The organism is Luteolibacter arcticus, from assembly GCF_025950235.1.
In the GTDB taxonomy this organism is placed as follows: domain Bacteria; phylum Verrucomicrobiota; class Verrucomicrobiia; order Verrucomicrobiales; family Akkermansiaceae; genus Haloferula; species Haloferula arctica.
In genome coordinates this window covers 448,319-472,512 of sequence record NZ_JAPDDT010000001.1, presented here as the reverse complement: position 1 = coordinate 472,512, position 24,194 = coordinate 448,319, and the positions used below count along the sequence as shown (strand labels likewise).

At 62.6% G+C, this 24,194-nt stretch carries 14 protein-coding genes; 8 read left to right on the top strand and 6 right to left on the bottom strand.

Features of this window, described 5'->3' with window-relative positions; all coding sequences use genetic code 11:
* Positions 1-49 precede the first annotated feature (49 nt).
* The 4 genes from OKA05_RS01865 to OKA05_RS01850 form a co-directional block, all read right to left on the bottom strand.
* Complete coding sequence (locus OKA05_RS01865; RefSeq protein ID WP_264485388.1) at positions 50-493, bottom strand: Hsp20/alpha crystallin family protein; 444 nt, start codon at positions 491-493, stop codon at positions 50-52.
* A gap of 295 nt (positions 494-788) precedes the next feature.
* Positions 789-8,690 (bottom strand): RCC1 domain-containing protein, encoded by a 7,902-nt coding sequence (locus OKA05_RS01860; RefSeq protein WP_264485387.1) that lies wholly within the window; start codon positions 8,688-8,690, stop codon positions 789-791.
* 318 nt (positions 8,691-9,008) lie between these two features.
* Entirely contained in the window at positions 9,009-9,242 is a 234-nt protein-coding gene (locus OKA05_RS01855) for a hypothetical protein (protein WP_264485386.1), read from the bottom strand.
* A 59-nt stretch (positions 9,243-9,301) separates the two neighbouring features.
* Positions 9,302-10,201: a TIGR01777 family oxidoreductase gene (locus OKA05_RS01850; RefSeq protein WP_264485385.1), complete on the bottom strand. Its 900-nt coding sequence runs from the start codon at positions 10,199-10,201 to the stop codon at positions 9,302-9,304.
* 93 nt (positions 10,202-10,294) lie between these two features.
* On the opposite strand from OKA05_RS01850, the gene OKA05_RS01845 reads away from it, so the two are divergent.
* The 3 genes from OKA05_RS01845 (at position 10,295) to OKA05_RS01835 (ending at position 14,070) form a co-directional block, all read left to right on the top strand.
* On the top strand, positions 10,295-12,862 hold the full coding sequence (locus OKA05_RS01845) for an LPS-assembly protein LptD (RefSeq protein WP_264485384.1): 2,568 nt from the start codon (positions 10,295-10,297) through the stop codon (positions 12,860-12,862).
* 112 nt (positions 12,863-12,974) lie between these two features.
* Positions 12,975-13,613 carry an NAD(P)H-dependent oxidoreductase gene (locus OKA05_RS01840; protein WP_264485383.1) on the top strand — a complete coding sequence of 213 codons (639 nt, stop codon included), beginning with the start codon at positions 12,975-12,977 and terminating at the stop codon, positions 13,611-13,613.
* 46 nt (positions 13,614-13,659) lie between these two features.
* Positions 13,660-14,070: an ester cyclase gene (locus OKA05_RS01835; protein WP_264485382.1), complete on the top strand. Its 411-nt coding sequence runs from the start codon at positions 13,660-13,662 to the stop codon at positions 14,068-14,070.
* Between the two features lie 52 nt (positions 14,071-14,122).
* On the opposite strand, the gene OKA05_RS01830 is transcribed toward OKA05_RS01835, so the two are convergent.
* Positions 14,123-15,376: a hypothetical protein gene (locus OKA05_RS01830; protein WP_264485381.1), complete on the bottom strand. Its 1,254-nt coding sequence runs from the start codon at positions 15,374-15,376 to the stop codon at positions 14,123-14,125.
* Between the two features lie 3 nt (positions 15,377-15,379).
* Positions 15,380-16,819: an MBOAT family O-acyltransferase gene (locus tag OKA05_RS01825; RefSeq protein WP_264485380.1), complete on the bottom strand. Its 1,440-nt coding sequence runs from the start codon at positions 16,817-16,819 to the stop codon at positions 15,380-15,382.
* 318 nt (positions 16,820-17,137) lie between these two features.
* On the opposite strand from OKA05_RS01825, the gene OKA05_RS01820 reads away from it, so the two are divergent.
* From OKA05_RS01820 to OKA05_RS01800, 5 genes are read left to right on the top strand one after another with little or no spacing between them, the layout of a single operon-like run.
* Positions 17,138-18,379, top strand: coding sequence for an ATP-dependent 6-phosphofructokinase (locus tag OKA05_RS01820; RefSeq protein WP_264485379.1), 1,242 nt, complete (start codon positions 17,138-17,140; stop codon positions 18,377-18,379).
* A gap of 16 nt (positions 18,380-18,395) precedes the next feature.
* The gene (locus OKA05_RS01815; RefSeq protein WP_343226942.1) at positions 18,396-19,409 is read left to right on the top strand and encodes a 2-hydroxyacid dehydrogenase; all 1,014 of its coding nucleotides are present in this window, start codon (positions 18,396-18,398) and stop codon (positions 19,407-19,409) included.
* Positions 19,406-21,514, top strand: coding sequence for a glycogen debranching protein GlgX (glgX, locus tag OKA05_RS01810; RefSeq protein ID WP_264485377.1), 2,109 nt, complete (start codon positions 19,406-19,408; stop codon positions 21,512-21,514). Before OKA05_RS01815 ends, glgX begins: the two co-directional genes overlap by 4 nt.
* 32 nt (positions 21,515-21,546) lie before the next feature.
* Entirely contained in the window at positions 21,547-24,015 is a 2,469-nt protein-coding gene (locus OKA05_RS01805; RefSeq protein ID WP_264485376.1) for a glycogen/starch/alpha-glucan phosphorylase, read from the top strand.
* Positions 24,012-24,185 (top strand): hypothetical protein, encoded by a 174-nt coding sequence (locus tag OKA05_RS01800; RefSeq protein ID WP_264485375.1) that lies wholly within the window; start codon positions 24,012-24,014, stop codon positions 24,183-24,185. Before OKA05_RS01805 ends, OKA05_RS01800 begins: the two co-directional genes overlap by 4 nt.
* Positions 24,186-24,194 lie beyond the last annotated feature (9 nt).

Here is a 24,194-nt window from a genome sequence, read left to right as displayed (position 1 = left end):
CCCTGCTACCCGCCCCTGAAAGAATCCACCGAATCCTAAGTTGCGAAGGTCAGTTCACCTTCACCTCGATCTCGCGCGGCTTGGCCTTCTCTTGCTTCGGCAGGTGGACGAACAAGACGCCGTCCTTGAACTCCGCCTCGACCTTCTCGGCATCGGCATTCTCCGGCAGGTTGAAACTGCGCAGGAAAGTCCCGGACGAGCGTTCGACGCGATGGTATTTCCTGCCGTCCTCTTCCTTTTCGAAAGGGCGCTCGCCCTTGATCGCAAGGCGGCCCTTCTCGACCGTCACCTGGACGTTCTCGCGGGTCACCCCGGGCAGCTCGGCTTTGATGAGGTATTCCTTCTCATCCTCGAGGATGTCGACGACCGGCACCCACTCGGCGACGGCGCGGGATTCGCACTGTCCGCCAGAGCCAGTGCCCAAGGCGTTGAAGACGCGGTTCTGCAGTTCTTGAATATCGCGAAGGGAATTCCAGTGTCTCAAAACAGTCATGATCAGTAGGTAGGTTGCAGACGGATCGTTGCTATCGTTGGCGAAAGCACCGGGCCCGTCTTCCCCGCTTGCTTCCGGCACTTGGGACCCCCGCCGCACTCCGGCGGTGAATTCCAATTGCGACTCTAAGATTGCAGGCGTGATGCCAGCGCCGATCGAACTCGCAATCCGTTGATTTCCAATGCGAATCCTTTCGTCGATGAATCCCACACCGCGACAAGCCTGACCACCGCCGCGACATCCCGAAGCGACCCGCGCGACAAGCTGACCAACCGGCGCACGCCTGGCATTTCCGTTAAGGCAAACTCACCTCGACGATCCCGAAACCGGTGGGAAGCGAAGAAAAATCCCGGGGCTCTTCCACCAGGACGCGTTCCCAATGCTCGTCGATCGGCACCACGACCACATCTCCAGACATGGGAACGAAGGAACCGGGCTCCAGCGTGGCGGAAACCTTTGGCGTGTAGATGAGGCCGCTACCCCTGCGCCTCAGGAACTCGAGACGCAACACCGTCTCCGCGCCGCCTTCGTCGAAGACAAAGGAAGGCAAGCCGGAGGTGCCGCCACCGGGAACCAGCACGCTGACATCGGGCCCGCTGCCGTTCATGTTGAAGGCGTATTTCAGCAGGTTCGACACGCCGTCGCCGAATGGGACCGCGTCCGGCAAAGCGTCGTCACCGGCGAGGTCGTTGCCCTCACTCCACGAATCGAAGATCTGCTCGGCCGGCCGCGCCGTGCCCGTGAGCTGAAGGAAAAATGTGCCTTCGTCGGGGTCGCTGCTGGCAATTTCAAGGACCGCCTGTTTCTCACCATCTGACGATGGCGAGAAAGCGATGGAGAAAGCAGCGGACGCGGAGATGGCGAGATCGGGAGACGGTGTCCCGACAATCGAAAATGCCTCGGCATCGACACCGGAGATGGTGATCGCGATGCCATTGAGCGGAGCCGTCCCTGGATTTGCGATCGTGAATTCGCGGACCAGCTCAGAGCCGGTGGCCACCTCGCCGAAGGTCACGATGTCGGCACTGGAAAGCGGACCGCCATCGGACTCGATCACGATGTCGGGCTCGCCAGGGACTAGGGTCGCGACCACCGGATCCGCGGCCAGCCAAGTCGCATCCCCATCCTGCCAGGCTCTCACCTCCATATCACCGGGACCAGTGATCGTGAGAAGGCTGCCGTGGATCACGGCAGGTCCGCTGACCTCGTAGCGAATCGGCAAACCACTTGTCGCAGTCGCCGCAAGCGGGATCGGCATCCCGAATCCGGGAATGGTCACCGTCGGGAAATCGATCTGCTGTAGCAGCGCCACCGGCAAGATCATGCGTGGCTCCGGCACCGGTCCCGCGGGCGGAGTGCCCAGGGCGCCCTCGCCATTGTAGCCCCAGGTCCAAACGGACCCGTCCACTCCCAAGCCGACTGAATGCACACTGCCCGTCACGGCCATTGCCCACGCGACCGTATCACCAGCCCTCACCGGAACGCTGGAATTGACCCAAGTCTCGGAATTCGTCCAGTTCCCATCGCCCAGTTGACCATACTGATTGTTACCCCACGACCAGAGGGAGCCAGCGCTTTTCCACCCGAGCGAATGGTAGTTGCCCGCGTCAATCCCGGCCCAGTCGGAGTCGGTTCCGACCTGCACCGGACTATTCTTCGGATCGAGGGTCCCGTCTCCCAACTGGCCAAGCTGGTTACTCCCCCACGCCCACATCGATCCATCCGAGCGCAGCGCGAGGGTATGGGCATTGCCCGCTGAGACCGCCGTCCATGAAGTCTCCAAGCCGAGCTGTTTCGGGCTCGCTTCCGGGAGCCCGCTTCCGTCGCCAAGCTGGCCATCGCCGTTGCTTCCCCATGTCCACAACGTGCCGTCTTCCTTGATCGCGACGGAATGCCGCCCGCCCGCCGAAATGGCCTGCCAGTCCGTGTCCGTCCCAATCCTCACGGGACTCCAACGGCTATCCGTGGTGCCGTCGCCCAACTGGCCGTGGCTCTGTCCGCCCCACGCCCACAAGCTCCCGTCGCTCTTGATCGCGAGCGTGTGATCGCCACCGCCGGAAATTTGCTCCCAATCCGAGGCGGTGCCCACCTGCGAAGGAGTATCATGGTATTGGGTCGTCCCGTCTCCCAATTGCCCCTCGTCATTATCCCCCCAGGTCCAAAGCGTTCCATCCTCCTTCAATGCGATCGTATGACGATAGCCGGCGGAAATATCGGCCCAGTCGGATGAGCCTCCGATCTGGACGGGAGCGTGTTGGTCAACGCCGGAGCCGTCACCCAGCTCGCCTTCCATGTTATCCCCCCACGACCACAGGGTTCCATCGTTCCGCAAGGCATGGGAGCGCTCGCGCCGTGCAGCCACCTTCTCAAACGCGACGAACACGGGAAAGGTGAGGTATTGATCCACCGCGGGAAGCAGGTCGCCGGCACCCGGCCACGAAACCCGGATGGTCACCCCACCGGTATTGCCGCTGAGGCTAACCGTGCGGCCAGCCAGGCTCGCGAGCGAACCGCCGGCGACGACCTCATAGATTACCGGAATCCCGGCGATCTCAAGGTTCGGCAACTGGAAGGGAGGATGTCCGACATCCTTCGGGCTGATGCGATCGACCGCCAGAATGGGACGACTTCCCGCGAAAACCAGGACCAGATCGTTCCCATCGCCACCCTGATACGTCACGGTGAAGTCGTGGTTGAGTCCACCATGACTGGCCGATACCACGGCACCCTCCGGCAGGCCATCGAGGATGCCACTAATCGGCTCCACACCCGTGCTCTCCACGAGCGTCAGCCGGTCTCCGGCGGTGGGAGAAAAGCCGAGCACCAAGGTGTCGAGCCGCACTCCGGTAGCCGTGAAGATGTCCGTGGAAACGACGATGTCTGTCGGCCACACGAACTCCGCCTCAATCGTATCCTTCCCTGAGCCTGTTAGATGAATGACGAAGGGATTCACTTCCGGATCGTTGCTGGCGATTTCCACCCGGGCGGACTTGATGCCGGGACTGTCCGGAGCGACGCGGACCCTGAAGAGCGTCGAGCCACCCGCGGGAATCGAAGGTGCCGGAGCAGTGGAGACCGAGAACAACGCCGCATCCTCACCCGCGAACGAGAGGCTGATCCCTTCGAGCTCTTCTTCTCCCAAATTGCGGATCATGAAGGCCTCCCGCAACGCACTCCCCATCACCACCACTCCGAGTTCCACCGCCGCTCCAGAGGCCAATGGATTGAAGGGCGACCGCTCTACCCTGATATACGGTGCCGGCAAGGCCACGGTTTGATAGATCGGCTCAGCTGCCAGCCAGTTCGCGTCACCTTCTTGCCAGGCGACGACGCTTACGGATCCCTGGCCGGTCACCGTGACTTGATCGCCTTCAATCGTCGCCGGCCCGGAAACGCCGAAGCGCACCGGCAAGCCGCTGGTGACTGTAGCGGATACTGTGAACGGAATGCCCAAAACGGGCGCGGGCAGCGGGGTGAGCGAGACCGTTTGAGCCGCTTGGCCCGGGATGCGCCGATCCGGAACGTAGGACTTGCGACCTGCCGCGCCGAGCTTGCCATCGCCATTCCAGCCAATCCCCCATAGCGATTCATCCCGTGCGATGGCGAGGATGCTGCCGTAGCCCTGTGAGGGCACCAGCGACTGCCAGGCATTCGACGTTCCGATCCGCTGCGGAGCGAGGCGATCCACGGTCGTGCCATCACCAAGCTGGCCATACTCGTTGTTGCCCCATGCCCATAAAGACCCATCTCTCTTGAGTCCCACGTAGTTTATCGGAGTGGAAGCGATATCGACCCAATCGTCGCCCCCTACCTGCACCAACTGCCCCCCAGCGCTTTGGCTCCACTCCCAGAGGGTGCCATCCGCCTTGAGTGCCAGGAGGGTCCAGCCGCTCGTGACAATCTTCGCCCAGTCATGATCGGTGCCCACCTGTTCGGGCGAGAAGGCAAAGGGCGGCCAGCTCCACGACCACAGCGTGCCATCCTGCTTCAGCGCGTAGTGGTGTGCGAGCGGCCAACCGTTGGTGGTGGCCACGGCAGCCCAGTCGGCGTCTTCTCCCAAGGGCTGTAATTCATCCCCTCCGTCCGGCCAGCGCCACAGGGTGCCATCGGTCTTCAGCGCAATCGTGCCATTCCCCCAATTTGCGGCGATCACTGACCAATCGCTCTCCGTGCCGATCTGGTCCGGGGTGATGTGGTGATCCCCGTTGAAAAAGTTCCCCCACTCCCAGAGCGTGCCATCGTCCTTCACGCCAAAGCTACCGGCCCAATAACCGGTATTCACCCGGGACCATCCGCCCCCTGACCCGATCGCTACCGGTTCGCTCCTGTCATGGGTGGTGCCGTCGCCGAGTTGGCCTTCGCCGTTTTTGCCGGTGGCGCGGAGAGTGCCATCCCGGCCCACGATCAAGGTGTGAAATACTCCCGAGGCAGCGGATTTGACAGGGAAGTAGCTCCCTCCCGTCACCGGGGACAAGGTCTCATGCCGGCTCCAATCCGGGGGGTGGATCACCCCTTCGTCTTCATATTGGCCCCAAAACCACAACGCGCCATCAGCGGTCAGCCCGACCGTGTGGTAATAGTTCCCGTCCACCGCGGTCCAGTCGCTCCGGTCACCCACCCGTGTAGGCACCAGCCGCGCCTCCCGGGTGCCGTCGCCGTGCGTTCCATATTCGTTGAGTCCCCAGGCCCAGAGGGTCCCGTCCGCTTTCGTGGCGAAGGTATCGTTGAACGCGCCGGACACGCTTGACCAATCGGTGTCATCTCCGATCCGCACCGGGGAAGCGCGGAACGTCTCGGTTCCGTCCCCCAGTTTGCCATCATCGTTGGCACCCCAAGCCCAAAGGCTCCCGTCCTCCTTGATCCCCAGACTGTGGTTGTAACCGGTTGAAATCTTCGCCCAGTCGTCATCGGAACCGACTTGCACCAGATTCGGCTTCATCGTCGTCGTGCCGTCACCCAACTGCCCGGAATCGTTGGAACCCATCGCCCACAAGGTGCCATCCTCCTTCAGCGCGAGATGATAGTTGTCCCCTGATGAAACCGCCACCCAACCGGCCGACGAGCCCACTTGCTCCGGGGCTTCATCCATGTTCCCGGCAGCGAGTGAATTCGTATCCAGGATCCACAGCGTGCCATCCTCCTTGATCAGGAATGTCGTCTCCGCATACCCGTAGGCACCGGAGGCCTCCGACCAATCCGAATCGCTGCCTACCTGCACCGGTTCCAGATAGGGCGGATCCAGCCCGTCGTCCTCCGCATCGTAACCGCCCATGCCCCACAGCCACAGGGTGCCATCGGTCTTGATCGCCACGGCGTGATGCCCGCCAGCGGCGATCTTCGCCCAATCCGTCTGGGTGCCGATCCGGACCAGACGGTCCTGCGGATCGGTGGTTCCGTCCGCGAGTTGCCCGTGCTCGTTACTACCCCAGGCCCACAAGCTGCCGTCACTGCGCAGCGCCAGGCCGAAGTCCCAGAAGGTCGAAATCGCGACAAACTTCGCCTCCATCACCGTGAAGCTCCGGTAAACGGCCTCTGCCGGATCGAAGCCGTTGCCCCCGCCCTGGCTTGCCCTGACCGTCACGGTGCCGGTGGTGCCGGCCAGCGTCACGGTATCAGCGGCAAGCGTGGCAATGCCTGCTCCCGCGACGATTTCATAGGTCACGGGAAGTCCGCTGTAGGCGGTGGCGGCGAGAGCGAAGGGAACCGAGGAAATCGTCTTCGCGGGGATCTCCGGAAAGAGAATGAACTGCCCTCCGGAAGTCGCGGCGGTGAGGACCAGGTCATTCCCGTCGCCTCCCGTATAGCTCGCCGTGAACGAGATAGTGTGGCCGCCGAAATTCGCGGTCACCGTGGCCCCTTCCGCGAGATTCGCGAAGGTCCCGGTGATCGGATCCGGGCCGGTGTTGTCCACGATCCGGAGTTGGGTGCCCGCCACCGGAGAAAAGCCAAGCGCCAGCGGTCCGAGCGTCAAGCCGGTGGCATCGAATGCGGGAAGCGACAGGATCACATCCGACAAGGCGTCGAACGAAGCCGTCACCGTATCGCCCCCACTGCCGTCCAAGATCAACCCGAAGTCCGGCGTGCTGGCATCATTGCTGGAGATATGGAGAGTCGCTTCCCTTTCACCCGTTCCCATCGGGGAAAATGTCAGTTCGAAGGTGGCCTCGGCACCGGGCTCGAGAAGGGAAGGCAGCGCCCCGTGATCGAATTCCGCAGCATTTGCCCCGTCCAGAAGGGCTCCGATCCCTGTCAGGGGAAAGTCGCCATCGTTGCGCAGCCGGACAGTCGCTGAGACTCTCGCTCCCAATTGAACTTCCCCGAGATCCAAGGTGCTTCCACTTTCAAAAACCGTTCCCGGCGGAGTTTCCACCACGAGATCCGGCCCCTCTGCCGAACCTGTCAAAAGCAGCTCGATCGAACCTTCGTCCGGATCGTCGCTCACAATGGTCATCGTCGCCTCGGCGGTTCCCTCAGCTACGGGCTGGAAGGTCACGCTGACCGTGGCCATGCCGCCCGGTGCAATTCCTCCGGCGGGCAAGCCGGACGCTTGGAACAAGGCGGCATCATCGCCTCCCATCGTGATTCCCAGGCCATCAAGCTGCTGGTTTCCGGTATTCCGCACGATCACCTCCCGCACATTCGATCCCGGCTCGTAGTCGCCGAAAGGAATGCTCGATCCAGCAGTCAGGAGCGAGCCATCCGGATGCTCGATCCGGATGTCCGGTATCAAGCTGAAGGGAGACATCTGCACGACCATCCCCTGGCTCGCGTTCGAGAGCCCGCCCGTGGTCGTCCCACGCGCCCGGATCATGCCGCTGGATGGAAGTGTCAGCCCGAGCGCTTCCCAATTGGCGGTGCTCCCGATGCGGGAAGCATCAGCCACCTTGCTCCAGGTCTCTCCTCCATCCTCGCTGAGGTCGAACGCGACCCGCCCGGCATCGGGAGCGGCTGAGCCTCTCGACCACCACACCCGCGACGGAGAACTGGCCATGATCGCACTAGTTGCGGAGGCATTCTCGACGCGAGCCAAGCGCAGCCGCGTGACCGGGGAAGCGGCGCCATTTGACTGGAGCGCGCCAAACGCCCCGGAGACCAGCACCTTCCCTTCCGACTGATGCGAGACCCCATACACCGGGCCGTCAGTTGCCGGATCGAAGCCGGGTGCCAGAGTGCCGTTGGCAAGCAGCATGGCCACGCGCCCTCGGGATACCGGGATCGTTGCACCGACCGGTTGCAGGGTCGTGAATACCCCGCCAATGACGATCCGCTGGTCCGCTTGCACGGCGATCCCATAGACCCGCGCATCAGGGCGGGGATTGAAGGTGGAATCGCCACTGCCTGCCGAGTTGATCCGGGCGACGAAGCTGCGCGACAACGAGCCCACCTGGGTGAAGGCTCCCCCGAGCAGGATGCTGCCGTCCGCTTGCAAGGCGATGACATCGACCACGCTGTTCGCACTGGGATTGAACGCGCTATCCACGGTGCCCGCCTCGTTCACGCGTGCGATCCGGCTGCGGTTTACGCTCGATCCGCCGTTTGGCTGGAGTTGGGTGAAGGTGCCGGCGAGCAGCACCTTCTTGTCCGGCTGAACCACGATGCTGCGGACCTCGCCGCTGTTCGCCTTGGGATCGAATCCACTGTCCAGCGTGCCGTCCACATTCATCCGCGCGATCCTGAAGCGCTGGGTGAATGCCGCGGCGCTATGCGGCTGGAAATTCGTGAATGCACCGCCTAACAACAACTTGCCGTCCGCCTGCAGGCAGAGCGCGAGAACGGCACCGTTCACCCCCGCACTCAGGCTGGTGTCCAGGCTTCCGTCGGGATTCAATCGAGCGAAGCGGCTTCGTGCTACCGGGGCTTCAGCACCGTTCGGCTGCAGGGTGGTAAATGTGCCCCCAATAAGGATCTTCCCGTCATCCTGAAGGGCGATGCAGCGGACCTCGTCATTCGCTTTCGGGTCGAATCCCGCGTCGAGCGTGCCGTCGGCATTTAGCCGGGCGATATGGCTGCGGGCCACGCCATGAACGGAACTGAAATTGCCGCCCAGCAGGATCTTCCCGTCCGCTTGGGTTACGGCGACCTGGACCGTCGTGCCCGTGACGTTCGCATCAAGACCATCAGGATCGCCCGGAACCGCGAAAAGGGACGTGGTGCATAGCACCATCAGCACGGATACAAACCATCGGAGGGAGCTCATTGGCGGTGGAGGGAAATTGCGGGGAACGGCTGGCCAAGCCGCACGGCGATCTAGCAGCCGCGGGATGAATTCGCAATTTCCCGGCTGGCAGATCGCAAACCCTTGTCATGAAACCCGATCACCTCGCCTGAGGATACGCCCTTCCCGATTGATTCTCTGCCGCTTGTGAAGCGGGCGGGTTATCGGAAAACCTCCTCACTCATGGGAAACGCTCCCATATCTTCCGGCCGGAAACCATCATCCTATCCAAAACAAGCTGCACACGAGTGTGCCGTTGAGCGGGGTTCCGAAGATCACTTCACGGGGCTGTTAGCCCGCTTACTCGAGCCACGTCGATTCCATCTCTTGGAAAAACCGGTCATCGGAGGCCGCCCTTTGCGCTTCCTCCACCGTGTCGCCGTGACGGAGATGTGCGCGCACGCCGTCCTTCTCCCGATCCCTGTCGATGGCGCTATCGAGAGCAGCGGAGGCCAGGCCGACCGCCATTTCGGCGCAGCTTGAGAGGGCCATGGATCCGAGAACGACGAGGAGGAGATGAGGCGATATCTTCATGGGAGACAGGGGTTGCATGGACTGAAACTCTCTGCATCGCGAATGGTCGCGCCAGCTCCTCAGTGGACTCCAACAAGTTCCTCCAAGGCCATCTCCAGCGTGGGATAGCGGAACCGGTAGCCGCTATCCAGCAGCGCACGCGGCACCGCGCGCAGGCTCGAAAGTGCCGCCGCCGAAAAGTCTCCGATCACCATCTTCAGCGCGAACGGCGGAACCGTCATGAACGCGGGCCGCTTCAGTGCTTTCGCCAGCTTCCGGGTGAAGTCCGCATTCCGTTCCGGCTCGGGGGCGCTGCCATTGACCGGACCGACGAGCGATGCGTGGCCGATGCCGTGCAGCATCGAGCCCGCGAGATCCTCCACGTGGATCCACGGCATCCATTGGGTGCCCGGCCCGAGTCGTCCGCCGAGGCCAAGGCGGAAGGGCAACAGCATCTGTTTGAAGGAGGCTCCCTCGCGGCCAAGGACCACGCCGATCCGCCATTTCATCACCCGCAGGCCGAGGCCCGCCACCCCATCGGCCGCCACTTCCCAATCCCGGCAGAGGTCCGCAAGATAGCCGGTGCCGGACTTGGCGTCATCCTCGAGAATCTCGTCGCCACGGTCCCCGTAAATCCCGACGGCTGAGCTATTTACCAACACTCGCGGGCGCTCTTCTTCGGCAAGCTTTTCGACACCGCGGCGTAGCGATTCCGTCACGCCGATCCGGCTCTCGTGGAAACGCCGCTTGTTCTCCGCCGTCCAACGCTGGTTGATCGGTTCGCCGGCCAGATTGACCAACGCCGTCAGGCCGCGCAGGTCCGGGCTTTCCGACCACTCGCGCCACGCCGGGATCCCGGGCTCCGGTCCCCTCGCCTGCCGGCTGAATCCGCACACCTTCCAGCCGGCGGCCGTCGCTTGGCGCGCCAGTTGGCGGCCGACGAAGCCGGACGCGCCGACGATCCCTAACGAGCCTTCCATTTCCCCTCATGTTCCGCGTGCCGGCCCGTCCTGCAACCGCTTTCGGGCTTTGCCCTTTACTTGAATCCAGCGACCCCGTCTCATCCCGCCACGATGAGGGTTGCCGTTGTCCCCGCCATTTTTGTTACCACGCTCAGACTCGCCGCGCAGGACCCCGAAGTCCTGCCGGAAGTCAACCCCACCCCGCCCGCCGAAGCCCCGCTGCCCATTGGCCCCGTGCCAGTGCCCGAAGGCATCAATCTGTTCCCGGGAGACCCGACCGCGGGCAACTTCGGCATCCCGAAAAACATCCAGATCCGCGACGAGGGCCCGTCGGTTGTCTATGACGCACAGACCGCCGTCGCCCAGTTCTCCGGTCCCTTCTACGCCGATACCGACAACGGGATGAAGCTGCGCTCCGACAAGGCGCGCTGGGAGGGCAAGGAGATGAAATTCTACGTCGATGGCTCGGTCAAGCTGACCACCGAGGACGGCATGGAGGTTTACGCCGACCACGCCATCGCCGACACCAAGTCGGAAACCGTCACCATGACGGGCAATGTCAGCGTGTACCGCGGCAGCCTGCTGCAGCGCGGCGAACAAGTGATCTACTACTGGGGCCAGGAGAAGTTCGACGCGACCGGCCTGCGCGCCGGGGTCGACCCGCTCCTGTTGGAAGCCGGTCAATTCACCATCGAGGAACGCAACGGCAAGCAGGTCTACGTCGGCCGCGATGCCGGCGTGACCACCCACGACGTGGAAAACCCGGGCTTCTGGCTGCGGGCGAAGGAAACGACGGTCTATCCGGACGACAAGGTCACCTTCAAGAACCTGCGTCTCTACGCCGGCGACACGCCGATCTTCTGGCTGCCCTACCTTTCCCAGCCGCTCGATACCGACCTCGGCTATCATTTCGTCCCCGGTGCCCGCTCGAACTGGGGTGCCTTCCTGCTCAATAGCTACGGGATCATGCTCGGCGGTCGCCCGAATCCGGAGACCGGCGAGAATGAGGACGCCTGGTTGCTCTCACGCTGGCATTTCGACCTGCGCACCCGCCGCGGCGTCGGCACCGGCGTCGATCTGACAGACAAGCGGCTGGAGGACAATCCGAACCTCACCGGCCTTTCGCTCTACTACACGAACGACCTCAACCCCGACATCAGCCGTACCGGGATCACCCGCGGCTTCGTCAATGAGGACCGCTACCGCCTCGCCCTCCAGCACCGGGTGCCGCTGGAGTTGGAAAAGGACGCCGAGTGGCGCTTCGATGCGAACCTCAACATCCTCAGCGACAATTATTACCTGGAGGACTTCAATCCAGACCTCTTCCGCAGCGATCCGAACCCGGACAACACGATCGGGCTATTCCGCCGGGATGAAGGCACGTTGTTCAGCCTGTTTGGCCGCGTCCGGCCAAATGAGTTCTACCGCTCCGACACGCGTCTGCCGGAGATCGCGATGGACTTCGCCCGCCGGCCGCTTTTCAACCTGCCCATCCTTCATGAGGGCTCGGTTTCTTTCTCGGTCATCGAGGAAGAAATCGGCAGCGCCTCGATGTCGGCAATCCGTCCGCTGCTGACCTTGCCGGCCGGCGACCCGCTGGTGCCGGTGCTGCTTTCCCAGCTCCCGGCTTATGAGCGCCAGCTGATCCAGCAGATCCGTTCGTTGCCGCCCGGTAGCCCGGCGATCCCCGGTCTGGCCACCCAGCTCTTCAATCCCGGCTACAATCGCTTCCACACCTATCAGGAAATCTCGATGCCCATGAACGTGGGCGGATGGCTCTCGCTGACCCCGGAAATGGGCCTCGGCTACAGCCGCTACTCGGATGTCAATGGTGCCGCGAAATCCGTGGACCGCACCCACATGCACGCCGGAATGGAAGCTTCGCTCAAGTTCTCCAAGAACCTTGGCGACATTGAAAACCGCCGACTCGGGCTCGATGGCGTGCTGCATGTGCTCCAGCCCTACGCCCGCTTCTCCTACATCTCGACGGATGATCTTGATCCGTTGTTCCCCTCCGTGGACCGCGAGACCTTCAGCACCCGTCCGCAGCCGCTATCGGTGCCGAATTTCACCGCCATCGATAGCCTGCGCGACTGGAGCATCGTCCGCCTCGGCATGCGCAACAAGTTGATCACCAAGCGCGACGGCCAGAGCTTCGACTGGCTGGCGATGGACACCTACTTCGACGCCTTCATCACCGACCCCGACTACAACCGGAACTTCTCCAACCTCTACAACGACCTGAAATGGAATCCGTTGCCATGGTTCGGGATGAATTTGGAGACCCAGTTCCCGGTCATTGACGACGGCTCCGGGTTCTCGGAAGTCGCCGCCCGCGCCAATTTCATGCCGAACCCAAACCTGGAGTTCTCCATCGGCCACCGCCTGCTGGACAACCACCCGGTGCTGACCGATTCCCAGCGCCTCGACCTGCGCACCTACGCGCGGCTCAATGACAAGTGGGGTGTCGGGGCCTTCCAACTCTGGGAACTCGATGACGGCACGCTGGAAGTCCAGCAGTATACCATCCATCGCGACTTCAATTCGTGGGTCGCCTCGATGGGCATCACCCGCCGCGACAACCGCCTGGAAGACGAGTTCGGCGTGATTTTCAGCTTCACCCTGAAGGACTTCCCGTCCGCCTCAGTGCCGTTCAAGCTAGATGCGCAGGGAAATTAAGATATTAGGGTAATTGGGACATTGGGTTAATTAAGAGATGGATTACTGACTCGAAGCGCCACCCAATCAACTTAATTATCTAATTCACCTAATTCACCTAATCTTCTACTCAATGACTCCCTCCCAACTACTCGACTCGCTCAATTTCCGCTACGCCACGAAGAAATTCGATCCGGCGCGGCAGATTCCGGACGAGGAGTGGGATGTGCTGGAGCAATCGCTGGTGTTGGCACCGTCGTCCTTCGGTCTGCAGCCGTGGAAGTTCATCGTGATCAACGATCCCGAGCTGCGAGGTCGGTTGCGCCAGCACTCTTGGAATCAATCTCAGATCACGGAGGCATCACGCTTGGTCCTCTTCACCACCCGCACCGATTTGACCGAGCCGGATGTCGATCGCTTCATGACCCGCCTTGCCGCCGTGCAGGATCGCGATCCCTCGACGCTCGAAGGCTATCGCAATGTCATCGTGAGTTTCGCTGCCGCCATGAACCGCGAGGCGCGCCAGGCATGGAACGCCCGCCAGACTTACATCGCGCTCGGCCAGTTTATGACCGCCGCCGCGGTGCTGGGCATCGACACCTGCCCGATCGAAGGCTTCGACCCCGCCGGCTACGATGCCGAACTTGAGCTGGGCGACACCGGCTACTCGACTTCGGTCGTGTGTGCAGCCGGCTACCGCTCGCCGGAGGACAAGTCTGCGGATACGCCGAAGACCCGCTTCCCGCACGAGGAGCTGATCGAGCACCGGTGAAGATTCATCGTGCTTTTCCTCACCGGCTCACTAGGTTGTCCCGTTGATGAGCATACGAACCCCCTCGGAAGTTGGTCGTCTCTGGTTCGGAGACATGTGGAACAAGCGTGATACGGATTTGCTCCGTGAACTGATGGCCCCGGATGCCACCGGCATCTTCGAAGGCGGACGAACGATGACCGGTCCAGACGACTTCATCGCCTTTCAACGCGAATTTCTGGAAGCCGTGCCGGACCTCAAGGTGGAGCTCTTGAAGAGCGTCTCCGAAGGCGACGAGATCTGTGTCCACTGGCGGGGCACCGGCAACCACTGCGGACCCGGCCTGGGATGCCCGCCCAGCAACAAGGACATCGAATTCGAAGGCGTTACCTGGCTGACCGTGAAGAATGGTCAGATCGTCGCCGGCCAGGATTTCTGGAACCAAGGCGGGCTCATGCAGCACGTCGGCGCCGTGTGATGGGAATTTCCACCCAGCGCGCGGACGCGCAGCGGCTGGTGTCTCGCCGGAGTCAACGTGCGTCGTCCGCGTGAAAGTCACGCAGGTACTCGGAGAGCTTGAGCGAGAAACGTCGTTGGGCCGCGTCGGTGAAGTGCACGAGATCGGCGAAATCCGAGTCCGTCGGCTTGAAGAACTCGCTGCCGTGGATCAGCACCACGTTTCGTGGATATTTCTTCGTCAGGTCGGTGAGGAAGCGCTCCAGATGCTCGATCACTTCCGGATTCACGTGCCGCCGCATCGCAGGGTGGGTGTCTCCGGAGATCACAAGCAAGGTGCAGCCCTTGTCGGCGAGTTCACCGGCCATCCGGGAAAATGCCATCTGTTCAAAGCCGGACGCCTCGTCGAGACGAAGCTCCGGCGCGCGCCGCATTGCCTGCGCCTCGAGGTCGGATTCCAGCGATTGGTCGAACCGTTGCTGGTCGAGGTGCGAGATCGACCAGCCGAGCACGCGGTTGGAAAGCGAATCGCGGTATCGGTAGAGAGGCAGCACCCGGCCTAACAATCCGCTCCGGACCGCTTCGCCCGGAAGATGACTCCATCCGCCGAGCTGGAACGCGTCGGGCACCTCGCTGAAGTTCATGAAACTCGCCACCACGATGCCGTTGCCGGATCCGGCGAACATGATTTCCGATAGATAGCAGATGACGATGTCGCCGCGTTGCAGGGGGATGTCGCGGGACAAGGTCAAGAGGTCGAAGCCGCGCGCGCCGGGTTGGGTGAGTTCCGTGGTCCAGATCCTGTCACCGATCATCTGGTTCATCAGCACCTCGTCGATCGAGCGGTTGGTCTGGCTGCTGCCGAGCAGGATCGCCCGGCGTTTGCCGTGGACCTCATCCATCAGCGCCCGCTTGATGTGATATTGGGCGAAGTTGTCGATCTGCGTCTTGTCGTAGAATAGCGCCCAAAACAGCACCGTCTGTCCCGCCGCCCAAGCGACGATATTGAGAAACACGAAGACCGCGACCCCCGCGATCAATCCACGCAGTGGAGCCCAGGAACTCCGTCTGCCCAGCCAAGTCCAGATCCAGAGAGTGGCGGCAACCAACACGAAGACCAGCGTGGCGAGCGCCAGTCCTTCCGCCAGGCGGCCATGGACGAAGGAAACCGGGTCATCGAACTTGCCATTGGCGACGCGGCTGAGGACTCCTTCGAATCGATGGGCGATTGCCACCGCCAGCTTCCGGCCGAACCCCAGGAAGACGCCCCATCCCCCGGCTGTCAGCAGCAGGGTGGCGATAGCGAGGGGCTTGAGGCGGGGCTTCATCCGTTAGAACTGGAAATAGATAAACGACGAACCTTCAAAAACGCCCAGTGAGGAGATGGCGGTGAGCACCGCGGCCACACCGGCCGCCTGCTGGTGACCAGTCCACTCCGAGAACCGGTCCATGGTGGCATGCTTCCATTGCAGCAATAGCGCGGTCGTCCCCAGTAGTATTACCGGCCAGGCGAAGCCACTCCATTGGACGGGAGGCTTCCACAACGTGCCGAGATAGCCGGTGATCATATCAAGCTGGCTGAGATTCGCCGGGATCGACCCACTGCGGAACAAGAGCCAACCGATGCAGGAGACGTGGAAGAAACCGATTACATACACGACCGTGCGCAGTCGTCTCGCCGTCGATTGGGCGGGGGCGGCATCCGTATCGGTGGATCCTGTTAGCCGGCTCCATCCCCGGTGAATCACCAGCAGCAGCCCATGAAAAAAGCCCCATGCGAGGAACGCGAGGCCGGCACCGTGCCATAAGCCGCCGAGCAGCATGGTGATCATCAGGTTTCTGGTGGTCTTGAGCCATCCTCCGCGGTTTCCCCCCAATGGGATGTAGAGATAGTCCCGCAGCCACACGGACAGGCTGATGTGCCAGTGCCGCCAGAACGACGCCGGATTCGAGGTGAGGTAAGGAGCCTTGAAGTTGTGAACGAGTTCGAAGCCCATCAGCTTCGCGAGCCCGCGAGCGATGTCCGAATACCCCGAAAAATCGCCGTAAATCTGGAACGCGAAGGCATACAACACCAGCCAGGAGGTGGCGTCGGAGAACGGCGGACTTCCCGTGGAGAATCCCCAGTCCACGAAGGGGGCTAGCCGGTCGGCGATCACCACCTTTTTCAGGTAGCCAATCAGGCAGAGCCAGATCCCATCGAGCACCTGGTCCCTCACGATCACCCTCGGGCGCTGGCACTGCGGAAGCAGGTCCTGCGCCCGGACGATAGGCCCGGCAACGAGGTGCGGGAAGAACGACACGTACAGCATGAAATCCAGCGGATTGCGTGTCGCCTTCAGATGCCCGCGATACACGTCGATCGTGTAGCTCATCGAGAGGAAGGTGTAGAACGAAATGCCGACCGGAAGGATCACGTGGAGCGTCGGCAGGTCCGCGCTCATGCCAAAGGCATTCAGGACCTTTGAGAATTCCTCCGCGAAGAAGTTGAAGTATTTGAAAATCCCGATGACGCCCAGGTTCATCGCCATGCTGAAGGCGAGGAACCATTTCCGCCGGGTGGGATGCGTCAGGGAATCCAGGCGCAGCGCGCACCAGTAGTCGAAGAAGGTGGAGAACAGAAGCAGGCCGAGGAAACGCCAGTCCCACCAGCCGTAGAAAACGTAACTCGCGACCACTAGCAGGATGTTCTGGCCACGCCGGCCCAGCCGGTAGTACGCCAGTAGCACAATCGCCAGAAAGATCAGGAAGGCGATGGAGTTGAAAACCATGAGGCGCTACACGAAAATCACTGGTGAGTTGGGAAGGCCGGTTTTTTAGTCTGATAGGACGCTGAACCCAACTTTGAACTCCGCACCGCGCTGGCTCCTAAGCGGCTAGATGCCGTCGGGTCTTTGGTCCTTCAAGTTTTTAATTCCGCCAGTAGTGTTTGCAGCGGTGCCGCAGCGACTGCTGGCTTCGAGCGTCGGCAGGGCTGTGCAGACCGGGGTCACCGACCGCGGGTGCGGCTGGGGCACCCCACCGCAAGCCCCTGCACCAAAGTCCAATAGACCCGGTGGCTGACGCGGGCGCACGATCTGGCAAGAGTCATGCAAACGCCCTCACTCGGCCAAGCACGCCATGCTTCCGGTCTCGGTCACACGGTCGGCGATGACGTGCTCATTCCCGAGCGGATCGAGTGTGCGGCCGATCCCGGGCATTGCTTCGAGCTGGCCGGGCCGCGGGAGCGCATCTTCTTCGACCCCCGGGAAACGCGCGCTGGCATCGTTACCTGCGGCGGCCTTTGTCCGGGCTTGAATAACGTGATCCGCTCGTTGTTCTGCGAGCTTCACTACGGCTATGGAGTGCCAGAAGTGCTGGGCTTCCAAGGCGGCTATGCCGGGCTCGATCCGGCCTCGCGAATGGAACCGGTGAAGATCACTCCCGCCTTCGTCGAGGGCATCCATCGGCAGGGTGGAACCATCCTTGGCACGTCCCGGGGACCTGTCGACATAGGCCGCGCGGTCGACAACCTGATCTCGAGAGGGATCAACATCCTCTTCACCGTGGGCGGCGATGGCACCCAGCGCGGGGCCAACTCGCTCTATCAGGAAGCCCTTCGCCGTGGCCACCTCCTGTCGGTGGTTGGCGTGCCCAAGACCATCGACAACGACGTCGCCTTCGTCTCCCGCACCTTCGGCTTCTTCAGCGCGGTGGAGGAAGCGGCGCGAGTGCTCGATTGCGCCCACACCGAGGCGCGCAGCACGCCCGGAGGCATTGGCCTGGTGAAGCTGATGGGCCGGCACGCGGGCTTCATCACCGCTGGCGCGACGGTGGCCAACCAGGACGTGAACTTCGCGCTTATTCCCGAGGTGCCCTTCAAGCTTGAACCCTTCCTTGCCGCACTGGAGCAGCGGATGCTGGCGAAATCGCATGCGGTGATCGCCGTGGCGGAAGGCGCGGGCCAGGACTTTCTTGAGGCGGACGCAGCGGCGTGCGATGCCTCTGGCAACGTGAAGCTCAAGGACATCGGGGTTTTCCTTCGCGGGCACATCGAGCGCCACCTGAAGGACGTCGGCCTGCCGGTGGCGATCCGCTACTTCGATCCCAGCTATCTGGTCCGCAGTTGCCCGGCGAACTGCGAGGACTCGCTGCTGTGTGACCTTTTCGCCCGCAATGCCGTCCATGCGGCCATGGCTGGCAAAACCGGCGTGGTGATCGGCTTTCTCCACGAGCGATTCATCCACGTCCCGATCGAGTTGCTGACCAGCCAGGTCAAGCGGCTGGATCCGGCCGGCGGCTGGTGGCGATCGGTCCTCGCTTCCACTGGTCAGCCGGCGTGCATGTCGTAGACTTCCCCCCATCATGATCCGCACCACTGTCTTCGACGCGAAACCCTATGACCGCGAGCCCTTGCTTCACGCCGCGGCGGAAACGGGAATCGACTGGCGCTTCATGGACTGCCGGCTTTCCGCGGAGACGTCCGCGGCCGCCACGGGCGCGCAGGCGGTGTGCATCTTCGTGAACGATCATGCTGACCGGCCCTGCCTGGAGGCGCTGAAGAAGCTCGGAGTGAAGCATGTGGCGCTGCGTTGTGCCGGCTTCAATGGCGTCGATCTCGTGGCTGCGAAGGAACTCGGACTCGCGGTGACGCGGGTGCCTGCCTATTCCCCTTACGCGGTCGCCGAGCACGCGGTGGCACTGTTGCTTGCGCTCAACCGCAAGATCCCCCGCGCCAACAACCGCGTGCATGACCTCAACTTCTCGCTCAATGGCCTGGTCGGCTTCGATCTCCACGGCAAGACCGCGGGCATCGTCGGCACAGGCAAGATCGGCCGCATCACCGCGCAGATCCTTCGTGGCTTTGGCATGCGCGTTCTGGCCTATGATCCCTTCCCCTCGCCGGATTGGGCCGCGGAGCATGGCGTCGAGTATGCCGACCCGCGTGAGGTCGCATGCGAATGCGAGGTGATCTCGCTGCACACGCCGCTGACGCCGGAAACCCATCACATCATCCGCAGGGAGACGCTGGAGCTGATGAAGCCCGGCACCATCCTGGTCAACGTCAGCCGCGGCGCCCTGATCGACACCCGCGCGCTCATCGAAGCGTTGAAGACAGGCCGCCTCGGCGGTGTGGCACTCGATGTTTACGAAGAGGAAGAGGGCGTGTTCTTCGAGGACCTGTCCGGCCAGATCTTGCAGGACGACGACCTCGCCCGCCTGCTGACCTTCCCGAATGTGCTCATCACGGCACACCAGGCGTTTCTCACCAAGGAAGCGCTGGCCGAAATCGCGCGGGTGACCGTGGCCAACCTCACCGCCGGAGCGGAGGGCCGGCCCTTCCTGCCCGATACGGCGCTGGTCGATCCCTCACCACCATGAGCCAGCGGCGGCCAGCACCAGAGGTTGCCCCGGTGTGGCCTGGCAGGCCATCGCCGCTGGGTGCGACCTTCGACGGCCGCGGTGTGAATTTCGCGCTCTTCTCCGATCACGCGACCAAGGTCGAGCTGTGCCTGTTCGACTCCGCGGATGCCCGTGCCGAGTCGCGGCGGATCGTGCTGCCGGAAAAGAACGATCAAGTGTGGCACGGCTACCTGCCCGAGGTCCGCCCCGGGCAGATCTACGGCTACCGGGTGTACGGCCCACACGATCCCGGCAGCGGCCATCTGTTCCGCCCGGGCAAGGTGCTACTCGACCCCTACGCCAAGTCAATCGCCCGCGATGTACGATGGACACCGGAGATCTTCGACGAGGAGAGCGACAGTGCTCCTGACGCCCCGCTGGCGCGGGTGGTCGACACCAGCTTCGCTTGGCAAGACGACCGGCCCCTGCGCACCCCGTGGCATGAGACGGTGGTCTATGAACTGCACGTGAAAGGTTTCACCATGCAGCATCCGGAGATACCGGAATGCTTGCGCGGCACCTACGCCGGACTCGCTTCGCAAGCTGCCACTTCCCACCTGAGAGAGCTGGGGATCACGGCCGTGGAATTGATGCCCGTCCATTACCATGCCGATGAGCCGCATCTGGTGCGATCCGGCCGTGCGAATTACTGGGGTTACAACACGCTTGGCTACTTCGCGCCCGACCCGCGCTATGCCGCGAGCGGCCCGGAGGGAGCGGTGGCCGAGTTCCAGGAAATGGTTCTCGCCCTTCACGCCGCGGGAATCGAGGTGATCCTGGATGTCGTCTATAACCACACGGCCGAAGGCGATCACCGGGGACCCACGCTTTCTTTCCGCGGCATCGATAACGCCGCCTATTACCGGCTCGACGACGACCGCACGCGCTACCTCGATTTCACCGGCTGCGGAAACTCGCTGAACGTCGGCCATCCTCGCACGCTGCAGCTCATCATGGACTCGCTGCGCCATTGGGTGCTGGAGATGCATGTCGATGGCTTCCGCTTCGACCTTGCCAGTGCGCTCGCCCGCGAGCTGTGGGAAGTCGATAAACTTGGCGCGTTCTTCGACATCATCCACCAGGATCCGGTCCTGTCGCAGGTGAAGCTGATCGCCGAGCCATGGGATCTCGGGCCGAATGGCTATCAGGTAGGAAATTTCCCGGTGCTGTGGACCGAGTGGAATGGCAAGTATCGCGACTGCGTGCGGCGTTTCTGGACCGGCCGCGGCGGAACGGTGGGCGAACTTGCCAGCCGGCTGGCCGGCAGCAGCGATCTCTACGCACACAATGGCCGGCGGCCGCACGCGAGCCTGAATTTCATCACCGCCCACGATGGCTTCAGCCTCCGCGATCTGGTCTCCTATGACCACAAGCACAACGAGGCCAATGGCGAGGACAACCGGGACGGCAACAACCAGAACGACAGTTGGAACTGCGGAGTGGAAGGCCCGACTAACGATCCCGCCATCAACGCCCTGCGCCAGCGCCAGCAGCGGAACCTGCTGGCCACGCTGATCCTGTCGCAAGGCGTGCCGATGTTGCGGGCGGGCGACGAGTCCGGACATACCCAGCTCGGCAACAACAACCCGTACTGCCAGGATTCGCCGCTGGTGTGGCTCGACTGGAACCACAGCGCGGACGAGCGCGCGTTGTTAGCTTTTACCAAGCGGCTGTTGCACCTGCGGCGCACGCAACCGGTCTTCCGCCGCCGTCGCTTCTTCCAAGGCCGCGCCATCCACGGCGAGGACATCAAGGACCTCCACTGGCTAAAGCCCGACGGCCATGAGATGACCGACTGCGATTGGCAGTCCGGCCATGCCCATTGCCTGGGCATGGTTTTACCGGGTGACCAGATCGATGAAACCGGCGTCCAGGGAGAACGAATCACCGGCGACACCTTCGCGATCCTTTTCAATGCTCACGATGAGCCCGTGCCCTTTTGCCTCGGCGCGCGTCGTCGCGATGTTGGGTGGACCACCGTGATCGACACCGCCGATCCTGACGCACCCGCCCGCACCTTTCCTCACATGGGCATCTATCCCCTGCACGGTCATTCGTTGGTCGTGCTGCAAGCCTCCAGGTAAGCTGGACGATCTCAACCCAAACCATTCCCGCCATGAAAACGAAGACTCCCGGAGCATCCATCCGCACCGGCACGGGAGCGGACGATTTGCGACAAGCGTTCCTAGACAACCTCGTCTGCGCCCTTGGGCGGCTGCCCTCCCACGCGACGAGCCATGACCACTATCTCGCCCTCGCCTTGACCGTGCGAGACCACGTCATGGAGCGGGGAGTAAAAAGTTTCGAACGCGGGGACACCCAGCAGATTCGACGTGTGGCGTATTTGTCCGCCGAGTTCCTGCCCGGCCCGCATCTTGGCAATCACTTGCTGAACCTGGGACTCACCGGCACGGCTGACAAAGCGCTCGATGGTCTGGGGATCGACCTCGACCAAGTGCTTGCTCAGGAACAAGAGCCGGGACTCGGCAATGGCGGACTCGGCCGCCTCGCCTCATGCTATCTCGACTCCCTCGCCACCGTCGGGGTGCAATCGGTCGGCTACGGCATCCGTTACGAGTTCGGTATCTTCGACCAGACCATCCGCGATGGCTGGCAGGTGGAGGTCACCGACAAATGGCTGCACGGCGGCAATCCGTGGGAGGTTTACCGCCCGGGTGCGGTCCAGGAAGTGAAGTTCGGTGGCCACACCGAGGTGGTGACTGACGCGGCCGGCCGCAGTCGCGTCCATTGGGTGCCAGCCATCGTCGTCCGCGGCGAGGCATACGACACGCCGATCTCCGGCTTCGATTCGGACACTTGCGCGTTGATGCGATTGTGGAAATCTGAGGCCGTGGAGTCATTCGACTTCGAGGCCTTCAACCATGGCGACTACGACCGCGCGGTGGAGCAGAAGGTCGCCTCAGAGAACCTCAGCAAGGTGCTCTACCCGAATGACGAGCTTCACCGCGGCAAGGAGCTCCGCCTAAAGCAGCAGTACTTTTTCACCTCCTGCGCGCTGCAGGACATGCTGCGCATCCAGTCGCTGCGCGGGTCGCCGCCGGACAGCTTCCACCGCAACTGGGCCGTCCAACTCAACGACACCCATCCGGCCATCGCCGTGGCGGAACTGATGCGGTTGTTGGTCGATGTCCACGCGCTCGAATGGGACGCGGCCTGGTCGGTTACACGCGCGACCTTATCCTACACCAACCATACCCTGTTGCCGGAGGCCCTGGAGCGATGGCCAGTCGACATGCTCGGCGGGCTGCTGCCGCGCCACCTGGAAATCATCTACGAGATCAATGCTCACTTCCTGGACGAAGTGCGCGCTGCCTTTCCCGGCGATGACGAGCGACTCGCCCGCTTGTCGCTGATCGATGAAAGCGGCCTGCGCTATGTCCGCATGGCGAATCTCGCATGCGTGGGCAGTCAAACGGTGAACGGGGTGGCCGAGTTGCATTCGGAGCTGCTGAGGCAGACGGTCCTCGTCGACTTCGCCGCATTGTGGCCTGACAAGTTCACCAACGTGACCAATGGCGTCACCCCGCGCCGCTTCGTCGCCTTGGCCAATCCCGGGCTTGGCAAGCTGCTCACCAAGACTGCCGGCAAATCATGGCCGGGCGACCTCGACAAGCTGCGCAAGATCGAACCCCACACGGACGACCCCAGATTCCGGAGCGAATGGCGCGAGGTGAAGCTCTCTAACAAACGCCAGCTTGCCGCCTTGATTGCCGAACGCACCGGCATCGAGGTCGCGCCCGAGTCGCTCTTCGACGTCCAGGTGAAGCGCATTCACGAATACAAGCGTCAGCACCTGAACCTGCTCCATGTGCTGACCCTTTACCTGCGTCTCAAACGCGACCCCAAGGCCGACATCCCGGCCCGCACCTTCATCTTCGGCGGCAAGGCGGCTCCCGGCTACTTCCTCGCCAAGCGCATCATCCGGCTCGCCACCGCCGCCAGCGACCTCATCAACAACGATCGCGATGTGGCCGGCCGCATCAAGGTGGTGTTCTTCCCCGACTTCAATGTCCGGAACGCCCAGTCGATCTACCCTGCGGCCGATCTCTCCGAGCAGGTCTCCCTCGCGGGAATGGAAGCGTCCGGCACCGGCAACATGAAGATGTCGCTCAATGGCGCACTGACCATCGGCACGCTCGATGGCGCCAACGTCGAAATCCGCGAAGCCGTGGGTGCGGAGAATTTCTTCCTCTTCGGTCTGAATGCCGGCGAGGTCGTCGCGCTCAAGCGCGGCGGCTACCGCCCGCGCGATCGCTACGACTCGGATCCCTTGCTGAGGGAAGTCATTGATTTCATCGGCAGCGGCGCGCTCGGCGGCGATGTGGACCTGTTCCAGCCGCTGGTGGCAAACCTGCTCGATCACGATCCTTACCTGCTGCTGGCGGATTACCGCGGCTACCTCAATGCCCAGCAGCGCGTCAGCGAACTGTGGATGGATCCCGAAGCATGGACCCGCGCCTCCATCCTCAACACCGCCCGCATGGGGCGCTTTTCCTCCGACCGCTCGATCCGCGACTACTGCCAGCGGGTGTGGAATGTGAACATCAAGAAGCAGAAGAAATGAACGGTGACTTCCTTCGAGCCCACGTGCCGCTCTTCGAAGTCTTCGAAGAGCAGAGACTCAACGAAATCGCTGCCGGTTCGCGAACCGAGGCCTTCGCTCCCGACGAGGCCAATGCCGCAAATCTCGGCAATGGTGCCCAAGGCTTCATTGACGGCATCCAGGATGAATGACATCTTCTA